The sequence below is a fragment of the Xanthomonas pisi DSM 18956 genome, from assembly GCF_001010415.1.
Taxonomy (GTDB): domain Bacteria; phylum Pseudomonadota; class Gammaproteobacteria; order Xanthomonadales; family Xanthomonadaceae; genus Xanthomonas; species Xanthomonas pisi.
This window is the reverse complement of sequence record NZ_JPLE01000130.1, coordinates 1-10,551: the sequence shown is the minus strand read 5'-3', so window position 1 is coordinate 10,551 and position 10,551 is coordinate 1. Positions and strand designations below refer to the sequence as shown.

The window sequence follows — 10,551 nt, the reverse complement described above, 5'->3', positions numbered from 1 at the left end:
TGCCGCTGCGGTATGGGGCCCCGGAAGCAATAGCCAAAGCAACTACAACGGCCACGGCCACGGCAACTGCAACTGCAACTGCAACGGCAAAGACACAGACAACGGCAGAGCAACGACGATGCCAAGCGGCGGCATCGTCTTCGGCTACGACGCGTTGAAGCTCGCCGCCAGCGTGCCCACCACCAGCACCCACCCATCCACCAGGATGAACAACAGGATCTTGAACGGCGCGGAGATCAGCATCGGCGACAGCATCATCATGCCCATCGACATCAGCACGCTCGCCACCACCAGATCGATGATCACGAACGGAATGAAGATCAGGAACCCGATCTCGAACGCCGTCTTCAGCTCGCTGGTCACGAACGAGGCGACCAACACCGGGAACGGCACCGCGTCCGGACCGGCGTACTTGCCGTCGCCGGCCATGCCCGCGAAGGTCATCAGATCCGTTTCGCGAATCTGCGCCAGCATGAAGGCGCGCAGCGGCTGGGTGGTCAGCGTCCAGGCGGTGGAGAAATCGATCTGGTTGTTGAGGTACGGCTGCAGGCCGGCGCCCCACATCTTTTGCCACACCGGCATCATCACCAGCGCGGTCAGGAACATCGCCAGGCCCAGCAGCACCTGGTTGGACGGGGTCTGGCCGGTGCCCAGCGCCTGGCGCAGCAGGCCCAGCACGATGGTGATGCGGGTAAAGGCGGTCAGCACCAGCAGCATCGACGGCAGCAGGGTGATCGCCGTCATCAGCAGCAGGGTCTGCAGCGGCAGGCTCACCGGCTGGTCGCCGATGCGGCCGACGCTCACGTTGGGCAGGTTCGGCAACTGGTTGGAGCCGGGCGGCACCGCCGGCGCCGGTGCGGCAGCGGGGGCGGCGGCCTGCGCCATCGACGGCAATGCGGCCGGCGTTGCGGCGGCCAGCAGCGGGCAGCTCATCACCAGCAGGATCAAGACCAGGCGCAGGCTGCGCCCCCAGCGATTCCAACGACTGAACATGTCACGGGTCCTTGCGCAGCTTCTGAGCGAGCAGCTGGGCGAAATTGGGGAGTTGCTTGAAATTGGGCAGGGTGGGCGCGGGCGTTGGCGGCAGCGGTTCGGGCAAGGTGTGCAGGGTGCTGATGCCGCCGGCGGTGACGCCCAGCAGCAACTGCTGGCCGTTGACCTCCACCACCACCACGCGTTCCTTGGCGCCCACCGCCAGGCTGGTCACCACGCGCAGGCCCTCGCTGTTGCGAAAACCGCTGCCGGGCATGCGCTTGAGCAACCAGCCCAGGCCGACGATCAGCGCGAGCACCAACAGCAATGCAAAGACCGCGCCAAACAGGCTGGGCGAGGACGGCGCCTGCGCGCCGACCTGGATGGCCTTGGCCGCGACCGGCGCGGCGGCAGCCAGCAGGCCGATCACCGCAGCCTCCGGATCCGTTCGCTGGGGCTGACCACGTCGGTCAGGCGGATGCCGAAGCGGTCGTTGATCACCACCACTTCGCCATGCGCGATCAAGGTGCCGTTGACGTAGACGTCCAGCGGTTCGCCGGCGCCGCGTTCCAGCTCCACCACCGAGCCCTGGTTGAGCTGCAGCAGGTTGCGGATCGGGATGCGGGCGCGGCCCACTTCCAGCGACAGCGTCACCGGCACGTCCAGGATGACGTCCAGGTTGAGGTCGGTGGCGTTCTGGTCGTGCTCGGCCTGCAGGTTGTCGAAGGTGGCGGGCGCGGCGTCGAGGATGTCGGAGTTGATCATTTGCTGGGGTCCTGGGATGGAACGGCACGCGGGGCTTGCACGCCGGGCGGGCGGACGGCGGTGATCTTCACGGCGTTGTTGCCGTTGGAGACGCCGAATTCGCCGGTGAACATGGGAATGTCTTCCACGCACAGCGGTACCTGCGCGGGCAGATCGATCGGCAGGATGTCGCCGACCTTCAGGCCGGTGAGCTGGCGCAGGCTCATGCGCTTGCTGGCCAGTACGCTCGACAGCGTCACCTCGGCGGTGTTGAGCTGCTCGCGCAGCATCACGTTCCAGGAGTCGTCGCGGTCGTTGCGGTCGCTCTGGATGCCGGCATCGAGCAGTTCGCGGATCGGCTCCAGCATCGAATACGGCAGGGTGATGTGGATCTCGCCGCCGCCGCCTTCCAGCTCCACATGGAAGCGGCACACCACCACGTACTCGCGCGGGGTGACGATGTTGGCGAAGTGCGGATTGATCTCCGAGTTGATGTACTCGAAGTCCACCTCCATCACCGGCGCCCAGGCTTCCTTCAGATCGGCAAAGGTCTGCTTGAGCATCAGCTGGATCACGCGCATCTCGGTGGCGGTGAATTCGCGGCCTTCGATGCGGGTGTGGAAGCGGCCATCGCCACCGAAGAAGTTGTCCACCACGGTAAACACCAGGGTGGGTTCGAACACGATCAGGCCGGTGCCGCGCAGCGGCTTGAAGCGGATCAGGTTGAGGTTGGTCGGCACGTACAGCGAGTGCATGTACTCGTTGAACTTGACCAGGTCGATGCCACGCACCGACAGGTCGGCAGAGCGCCGGATCAGGTTGAACAGACCGATGCGCCACAGCCGCGCAAAGCGCTCGTTGACCATCTCCAGGGTCGGCATGCGGCCACGGATGATGCGGTCCTGGCTGGACAGATCGTATTGCCGCGCTTCGCCGGGCAGCGGCTCCGGCTCGGTGTTGACCGCACCGGAATCCACGCCATGCAGCAAGGCATCGATTTCGTCCTGGGAAAGCAGATCGCTGACGCTCATGGGGCAGGCCTTACTGGGTAACGAAACTGGTGAACAGCAGTTCTTCGATGCACTTCTTGCCGGTTTCGCTGGTCATGACCTTTTGCGCTTCGGTCAGTGCCGCCTTCTGCAGTTTCTGCTTGCCGGCCAGATCGGCCACGTCGCTGGCCTTGGTCTGCGACAGCAGCATCAACAGGTGCGCGCGGATGGCCGGCGCGTTTTCGGTGATGAGCTTGAGTTCTTCCGGGTCGCGGGTGACCAGCTGCACTTCGACCTGCAGGTACTGCGGGCCGTCGCCGGGGTCGGTCAGGTTGACCACGATCGCCGGGTCCATCGGGAAGTACTGCGCGGGCTTGGGCACTTCGGCCACCTTGGGCGCGGCGTGCTTGCCGCCTTTCTCATCGCCTTTGTGGCCGAGGAAGAACCACGCGCCGCCGCCGGCCGCTGCCAGCACGACCACGCCGATGGCGATCAGCAGAAGAGGCTTCTTGCCGCCTTTCTTCTTCTCTTCTTTCTCTTCGGTCTTTTCAGGTTTCTTGGCCGCTGCCACGTTCTGCTCCAGGGGAATGCTCACCCAACGGATGCAATCGGCATGCCAAAACCGCGACGGATTCCTGGCGCCACGTTGGCGCCTGCGCGAAAACCCCCGCAAGCCTTGCGCTGCGCAGGGGTGAGGGGATTGGCGAGATCAGCGCGCGCCGGGGTTTTGCATCGCGCCGGGCGGTCCCGGCGCGGCGGCTCAGGCGTAGGCGTCCAGCAATCCACGCTGGCGTAACACCACCGACGGAATTCCGACGGGCGGGCTGTCGTCCAGGGTGAGACCGGTGCCATCGCGCCCACCGCGGTTGCCGTTGCCGGTCTGGCCTTGCTGCTGTTGCTTGCCCACATCGGCCTGGCCGAGCTGGAAACCGTTCTGGCCGAGCATTTCGCGCAGGCGCGGCAGGCTCTGTTCCAGCGCCTGACGGGTATCGGCGTTGGCGGCGGTGAAGCTGGCGTTGACCTTGTCGCCATCCAGGTGCAGCCGCACTTCGACCGGGCCCATCTCGTTCGGGGTGACCTTGATGTGTGCGTGGCCGATCTTCTGGTCGGCCAGCCAGCTCAGGCGGGCGCCGATGGCATCGTCGAAGGTGTCGCTGCCCATCTCCGGGGTCGGGGTGGGCGAGGCGGCGAAGATCGGTGCCGGGTCCTGCAGGCGGGTGAGCGTGGGCGCGGCGGTCGGCAACACGAAGGCCGGTGCCTCCGGCGCATCCGCTGCGGCGGTGTCGTCGGCCGGGTCCAGTGCCTTGACCGCCATGCTCATCAGCGCGGCGGCCTGCGCATCGCCGCTCACCGCAGTGGTCGAGGTGGGTTTGGCGCCTGCGGCGGCAGCCGGCGCGAGCGCACCCAGGGCGGGCAGGGCAGTGGTGGCGGTTGCGGCAGCAGCGGCTGTGGGGGCGGTGGCGTCGGTCGTCAGTGCCGTCGCGGTCGGCGTAGCGCCGGCCGCATTGGCCACACTGGCGGCGAGCGCTGCGGCAGCGGCGGCAAGCGCATCGCCGCCCGGTACCGCCTGAGCCAGCAGGCTCATGCCGAAACCGCCCAGGCCCGCCGGCGGCCAGCCGGCCTCGGTGGGCGAGGCTTCATCGGTGGGGGCGTCCTTGCTGCCCTTGCTGGCGGTTGCGCGCTTGCCGGTCGCGGTGGTGGCGCTGCCGTCCTTGGCTGCCGGTTCCTTGGCAGGCTGCGCGGACTTGGCATCGCCTTCCTGGGCGCGCGGGCGCTTGGTCGCGTCGCCTGGCGCATCATCGCCTTGCTCGTCGTCGGCGCGGTTGTTGTCGGGCTGGCTGGATTTGGCGGCAGGCTGCTTGGCCGGCACGCGCTCGGGCGCCTGCTGTGGGGCGTGGTTGGGCGTGTTGGCCGGATTGAGCATGCGCGCGAACTGGTCCTGCGCCGGGTCCTGCTCGGACGAGGGATCGCTGTAGCTGGACTTCTTGCCGGTGCTGGCAAGCGCGCCAAGGCCGGCGGCAAACGCGGACAGGGGGTTCATGCGGATTCTCCGTGAGTATCTTCGGCCCGCGCCAGGCGCGAGCGGCGTGCGCCCAGATCGTCCATCTCGCGCTGGTCGCGACGTTCGATCACCTTGTTTTCCTGGGCGCGGTAGCTGGCGGCCAGCTGCTCCAGCACCTGCTTTTCGCGGCTGGCCAGCAGCAGGCGGGTGCGCTCGGCTTCGACCTTGGCGATGTTGCTTTCCACGGTCTGGGCCTGCTGCAGCACGGCGCTGTCGAGCCGGTCCAGAAAGGCGCGGCGGTTGCTCAGCGCCACTGCGCTGGTGCCGGCCATGTGGCTGTTGGCGTATTCCTCGGCGTAGCGGCGCAGTTCTTCCAGGCGCGACTGATGGGTCTCCAACACGCGCTGGCGCTCGGCCAGGTCGCGGGCGACCTTGTCTTCCTGTTCCTGTGCCCGCCGCAGCAGGGGATCGATTCGCTTGGACTGCATCATGGATTAATTCTCGGGTTCCACCAGTTGCTGCAGCGCGGACAGGCTGTCGCTCAGCAGCGAGGCCTTGTGGACGTCCTGGCCAAGGAATTCGACGATCTCCGGCCAGCGCGCCAATGCTTCGTCGGTGGCCGGGTCGCTGCCGCGCTGGTAGGCACCGATGGCGATCAGGTCGCGGTTGGCGGTGTAGGCAGAGAGCAGGCGCTTGAGCTTGCGGATGCGCAGGCGCCAGGTGTCGTCGGCGATGTCCTGCACCACGCGGCTGACCGAGGATTCCAGGTCGATGGCCGGATACAGGCCGCTGTCGGCAACCCGACGCGACAACAGAATATGGCCGTCCAGGATGGCGCGGGCGGCGTCGGCGATCGGGTCCTGCGGGTCGTCGCCTTCGGTCAGCACGGTGTAGAAGGCGGTGATCGAGCCGCGGCCCTTGGCGCCGTTGCCGGCACGTTCCACCAGCGCCGGCAATTTGGCGAACACCGACGGCGGGTAGCCGCGGGTGGTGGGCGGCTCGCCGACCGACAGGCCGATCTCGCGCTGCGCCTGGGCGAAGCGGGTCAGCGAGTCCATCAGCAACAACACGTTCAAGCCCTGGTCGCGGAACCATTCGGCAATGGCAGTGGCGCGGTAGGCGCCATGCAGGCGCGCCAGCGGCGGTCGGTCGGCCGGGGCGGCGACCACCACGGCGCGGCGCAGGCCTTCCTCGCCCAGGGTGGTCTCGACGAAATCGCGCACTTCGCGGCCACGTTCGCCGATCAGCCCGACCACGATGACGTCGGCCGAGGTGAAGCGGGTCATCATGCCCAGCAGGGTCGATTTACCGACACCGGAGCCGGCGAACAGGCCTACGCGCTGACCCCGGCCGATCGGCAGCATGGCATTGATTGCGCGCACGCCTACATCCAGCGAGGTGGTGATGGGTTCGCGCGCCAGCGGGTTGATCGACATGCCGGCCATGCTGACGCTGCCTTCGCCGCGGATCGGGCCCTTGCCGTCCAGCGGGGTGCCATCGCTGTCGATGACGCGGCCGAGCAGGCCTTCGCCCACTTCCACGCCGCCGCGGCGCCGCGAGGGCACCACGCGGGCGTTGGGCAGCAGCCCGTGCAGTTCGGCGCTGGGCATCAGATAGGTCCGCTCGCCGGCAAAGCCGACCACTTCGGCATCGACCCAGCCGCCATCGACTTCGACCTTGCAGGTGGCGCCCATCGGCGCTTCGCAGCCGGTCGCCTCCAGGGTCAGGCCCACGGCGCGGCGCAGGATGCCTTCGCGGATCAGGGTGCGTCCGGCGGTGGGCTCCAGGCCAAGCGTGCCCAGCCGGGTGGCCAGGCGCAGGTTGCGTGCATCCAGCCAATCGGCCGGGGTGGCGCCGAACAGGGCGCTCACAGGCCCGCTCCGGATTTGCGCATGACCGTCTCCAGCGCGGCCCGCAGGCGCGCGTCCAAGGTGCCGTCCACGCGCACGCTCTCGGCGTGCACGCGCAGGTCGCCGCGGCTCAGGCTCAGGTCCGGGGCCACGCGGGTGGTGCTGCTGGGCGCCAGATGCGGCAGCAGCGCGGTGATGTCGTCCGGGTGCAGCCGTACTTCGACCTCGCGGCCGGCGCCGCCGACCGCATCCACGGCCTCGCCGACCAGGTCGGCCAGCAGCTGCGGTTCGACCTGGTAAGCACGCCCGACCAACTGGCCGGCGATGCGCACGGCCAATTCGCCGAGCGCGCCGACCACCTCGTTTTCCAGCCGCGCCAACGGACGGGTGAAGTTGTCCAGGATGCCGTCGATCTGCGCGGTCAACCGGCGCACTTCGGACTGGCCCTGGGCAAAGCCTTCGGCATGCCCGCGGGCAAAGCCTTCCTGCTGGGCGGCGTCTTCGATGGCCTGGATCTCTTCCAGGGTCGGCGGACGCAGCACCGGCTCATAGATGGCCGGTTCGTCGAACTCCGGTTCCGGCGCGGCCAGGGCCATGTGCAGGTCGGGGGCCAGCCAGCGGGTGACCACGTCGTTCATACCATGGCCTCCGCACCGGCACCGCCGAGGCTGATGGCGCCTTCGTCAGCCAGGCGGCGGACGATGGTGAGGATTTCCTTCTGCGCCGCTTCCACGTCGGCCAGGCGCACCGGGCCGCGCGCTTCCATGTCCTCGATCAGGATTTCGGCAGCACGCTGGGACATGTTGCGGGTGATCTTTTCGCGCACCTTGGTGTCGGCGCCGCGCAGCGCCAGTCCCAGGCGCTCGCCGGAGACTTCGCGCAGCAGCGTCTGCAGGCCACGGTCGTCCAGGTCCACCAGGTTGTCGAACACGAACATCAGGTCCTGGATCTTGGTGGCCAGGTCGGCGTCGATCTTGCTGATCTCGCCCAGCACGCCTTGGTCGGCGCCGGTGTCCAGGAAGTTGAGGATGTTGGCCGCCACCTTGATGCCGCCCACATTGGACGACTTCAGGTTCTGGTTGCCGGCGAATTGACGCTCCATGATGTCGTTGAGCTCGCTCAACGCGTTGGGCGGGATGCCGTCCAGGGTGGCGATACGCAGCAGCACGTCGGCGCGGGTGCGCTCGGGCAGGTTCTTCAGCGATTCGGCCGCCTGGTCGCTGTCCAGATGCGCCATGACGATGGCGATGATCTGCGGGTGTTCGTTGCGCACCAGGTCGGCGACCGCGCGCGGGTCCATCCACTTCAGGGTGTCCAGGCCGGTGGTGTTGCGGCCCAGCAGGATGCGGTCGATCAGGCCGCCGGCCTTGTCGGCACCCAGCGCCTGGATCAGCACGTTGCGGATGTAGTCGTCGGCGCCCACGCCCAGCGAGGTCTTGCCGGCCAGTTCGCCGTTGAACTCGTCCATGACCTTTTCGACCTGGTCGCGCGAGATGCCGGTCATGGTGGCCATGGCGATGCCGATCTTCTGCACCTCCTTGGGGTCCATGTGCTTGAGCACTTCGGCGGCGTCGCTTTCCCCAAGCGACAGCAACAGCACGGCAGCGCGTTGTACGCCGGTCATCGGTGGTGTATCAGGCTTCACTGGCGACCCATCCCTTTACGACTTGTGCGACACGTTTTGAATCGGCTTTGACTGCTTCGCGTGCGACGCGCATGCGCTCTTCGTAGGCATCCGGCAGGGCGATCGGGGTCTTGCGTTCCTGCCCGATGCTGGCGGTGTCCTCGCCCATGTGGGGCAGCAGCGACTCCTCGTCGTCGACCATCCGCACGTCGGCGCTCTGCGGAGTGCCATCGTTGCCGCCATTGCGCTGCTTTTCCTTGATGGCGGTCACGCCGGTGAGCTGGCGCAGGGTGGGGCGCACCACGCCGAACAGCAGCGCCAGCACCACCACCGCACCGACCAGCAGGCGCAGACCGTTCTGCACGCGCGGGTCTTCCCACCACTTGGGGCCTTCCTCGCCCGCAACCGCTTCCCGCACAAACGGGGCATTCATCACCGACACCGTGTCGCCACGTGCCGCGTCGAAGCCCACCGCCTGCTTGACCAGGCCCTCGATGCGGGTGAGCTCGGCGGCGGTGAGCGGCTGCTCGACCATCTTGCCCTTGGCACCGGGGCGCGGGACGTTGTCCAGCAGCACCGCCACCGACACCCGCTTGATGCGGCCGGCCGGCTGACGGGTGTGTTGCAAGGTCCGGTCCAATTCGTAATTGCGGGTGGCGCTCTTGGACGTCTCGGTCGGCGCGGCAGGAGCCGCGGCCTGGCCGTTGGCGGCGGCCGGAGTGCCCGGCGCGCCTGGCGCACCGGCGACGGCCGGAGCCGGCGGCTGGCCGGGGCTGTTGCTGGTCGCGCCCGGAGGACCCTGCGGGCCGGTGGCGCTGGTGCTGGTGTCGCTGACCTGCTCGCTGCGCAGCTTGGCCGGCTCGCCGTTATAGAGTTCGCGGGCTTCTTCGACCACCGAGAAGTCCATGTCCACGCTGACTTCCGGATTGACCCGGCCCGGGCCGGTCATCGGTTCCAGCAGTTCGCGGATGCGCTGGTTGTAGGAGCTTTCCTGGCGGCGCACCTGCTCGAACTGGGCGGCATGCTGGGCGGCATCGCTGTTGGGATCGGCGATGGAGAGCATGCGGCCGCTCTGGTCGACCACGGTGACCCGCTCGGGGGTCATGTCCGGGATGCTGGACGCCACCAGGTTGACGATGGCGTCGACCTGGTTGCGCTCCAGGCCCTGGCCGCCGCGCAGCTCCAGCACCACCGAGGCGCTGGCCACATCGCGCTGACGGGTAAACGCGCTGGGCTTGGGAATGGCCAGATGCACGCGTGCCTCGCGCACCGGGCGCAGGGTACTGATGGTGCGCGAGAGTTCGGTTTCCAGCGCGTGCTGGTAGCGGGCGCTCTCCACGAACTGGCTGACCCCGAAGCCGGGGTCCTTTTCCATCAATTCGAAGCCGCCGCCGGTTTCCTTGCCGGTCAGGCCGGAGCCGGCCAGCTTCAGGCGCGCGTCGTACAGGCGGTCCTGCGGTACCGAGATGGCGCCGGTGTTCTGGTCGATCTTGTAGGGGATCTGTGCGGTGCGCAGCAGGTCGGCGGCCTCGGCATTGCCCTTGTCGTCCAGGCCGGTGTACAGCGACTGGTAGCCGGGTTTCTGCGACCAGAAGAACACTGCCAGGCCAGCACCCACCGCCAGGGCGATCATCGCCATCATCGTCAGCTTGCGGGTGATCTGCAGGCTGCGGACACGGTCGAACCACTGGCCCGCCTTTTCGGCGTTCTGGTTCATGTTTTCTTTGCTGATCGCGAGAGCCATGTGTCGTCAACCTTTACAGCGGCATGTTCATGACGTCCTGGTAAGCCTGGACGAGACGGTTGCGGACTTCCACGGTGGCGCGGAAGGCCACCTGGGATTGCTGGGAGGCGACCATGACCCGTGCCAGATCGGCACTGGGGTCGCCCATTTCGAATGCCTTGGCCAGCGCGCCGGCCTTTTGCTGGGCCTCGTTGACGCCACCGATGGCGCCGCGCAAGGTCTCGCTGAAGCTGGGCGCCTGGGTGGCCGGCGTTCCCTGTGCGCCCGCCAGTCCCTGGATCTGATTGCCGCGCGCCGCATCGCCCACCGCACCCATCGGGCCTTGGCCCATCTGCGTCTGGTAGCTGCGGATCTGCGAAAGAATCGAGGTAACGGAGTCGCTCATGGGTGCGGTCAGCCAGGGAGGCATCCACACCAATGCAAGCGGCGTGCCGAAATCGCGCCGGGATTCCGGCACCGGGACATTCCTGTCGCGGCTGTCGGCGCGGGTGTTGCAGCGATATCGCCCCCATCCGCCCTTCGGGCACCTTCCCCCGCAAGCGGGGGAAGGGAACCGGTGGGCGATCAGTTGCAGTGCAACCGACCAGTCGCGCGCAGCCAGGCTTTCCCTTCTCCCGCTGGCGGGA

Annotated in this window: 12 protein-coding genes and 1 pseudogene; 1 reads left to right on the top strand and 12 read right to left on the bottom strand. The window is 67.7% G+C overall.

All coding sequences use genetic code 11. The features are described 5' to 3' along the window. Positions 1 to 144: 144 nt before the first annotated feature. The 12 genes from fliP to fliE form a co-directional block, all read right to left on the bottom strand. Entirely contained in the window at positions 145 to 993 is an 849-nt protein-coding gene (gene fliP, locus Y887_RS17385) for a flagellar type III secretion system pore protein FliP (RefSeq protein WP_046965543.1), read from the bottom strand. Position 994: 1 nt separating this feature from the next. After that, a complete protein-coding gene (gene fliO, locus Y887_RS17380) occupies positions 995 to 1,402 on the bottom strand; it encodes a flagellar biosynthetic protein FliO (protein ID WP_046965542.1) in 408 nt (135 codons plus the stop codon). Then, positions 1,399 to 1,737, bottom strand: coding sequence for a flagellar motor switch protein FliN (gene fliN / locus Y887_RS17375; protein ID WP_046965541.1), 339 nt, complete (start codon positions 1,735 to 1,737; stop codon positions 1,399 to 1,401). Before fliN ends, fliO begins: the two co-directional genes overlap by 4 nt. Continuing rightward, complete coding sequence (gene fliM / locus Y887_RS17370; protein ID WP_046965540.1) at positions 1,734 to 2,747, bottom strand: flagellar motor switch protein FliM; 1,014 nt, start codon at positions 2,745 to 2,747, stop codon at positions 1,734 to 1,736. The genes fliN and fliM overlap by 4 nt, the downstream gene beginning before the upstream one ends. 10 nt (positions 2,748 to 2,757) lie before the next feature. Continuing rightward, a complete protein-coding gene (locus tag Y887_RS17365) occupies positions 2,758 to 3,300 on the bottom strand; it encodes a flagellar basal body-associated FliL family protein (RefSeq protein ID WP_181113355.1) in 543 nt (180 codons plus the stop codon). Between the two features lie 165 nt (positions 3,301 to 3,465). Beyond that, complete coding sequence (locus tag Y887_RS17360; protein ID WP_046965539.1) at positions 3,466 to 4,746, bottom strand: flagellar hook-length control protein FliK; 1,281 nt, start codon at positions 4,744 to 4,746, stop codon at positions 3,466 to 3,468. Next, positions 4,743 to 5,198 (bottom strand): flagellar export protein FliJ, encoded by a 456-nt coding sequence (gene fliJ, locus Y887_RS17355; protein ID WP_046965538.1) that lies wholly within the window; start codon positions 5,196 to 5,198, stop codon positions 4,743 to 4,745. Before fliJ ends, Y887_RS17360 begins: the two co-directional genes overlap by 4 nt. Before the next feature lie 3 nt (positions 5,199 to 5,201). Then, positions 5,202 to 6,578 (bottom strand): flagellar protein export ATPase FliI, encoded by a 1,377-nt coding sequence (fliI, locus tag Y887_RS17350; protein WP_046965537.1) that lies wholly within the window; start codon positions 6,576 to 6,578, stop codon positions 5,202 to 5,204. After that, positions 6,575 to 7,195 carry a FliH/SctL family protein gene (locus Y887_RS17345; RefSeq protein ID WP_046965536.1) on the bottom strand — a complete coding sequence of 207 codons (621 nt, stop codon included), beginning with the start codon at positions 7,193 to 7,195 and terminating at the stop codon, positions 6,575 to 6,577. The genes fliI and Y887_RS17345 overlap by 4 nt, the downstream gene beginning before the upstream one ends. Beyond that, entirely contained in the window at positions 7,192 to 8,181 is a 990-nt protein-coding gene (fliG, locus tag Y887_RS17340; protein WP_046965535.1) for a flagellar motor switch protein FliG, read from the bottom strand. The genes Y887_RS17345 and fliG overlap by 4 nt, the downstream gene beginning before the upstream one ends. A gap of 10 nt (positions 8,182 to 8,191) precedes the next feature. Next, positions 8,192 to 9,925, bottom strand: a complete 1,734-nt coding sequence (gene fliF, locus Y887_RS17335; protein ID WP_046965534.1) for a flagellar basal-body MS-ring/collar protein FliF — start codon at positions 9,923 to 9,925, stop codon at positions 8,192 to 8,194. A gap of 13 nt (positions 9,926 to 9,938) precedes the next feature. Beyond that, positions 9,939 to 10,310 carry a flagellar hook-basal body complex protein FliE gene (gene fliE / locus Y887_RS17330; protein ID WP_046965533.1) on the bottom strand — a complete coding sequence of 124 codons (372 nt, stop codon included), beginning with the start codon at positions 10,308 to 10,310 and terminating at the stop codon, positions 9,939 to 9,941. Here fliE and Y887_RS21130 point away from each other — a divergent pair. Further along, positions 10,309 to 10,551, top strand: a pseudogene (locus Y887_RS21130) (hypothetical protein); the annotation flags it as partial. The gene fliE and the pseudogene Y887_RS21130 sit on opposite strands and share 2 nt — an antisense overlap.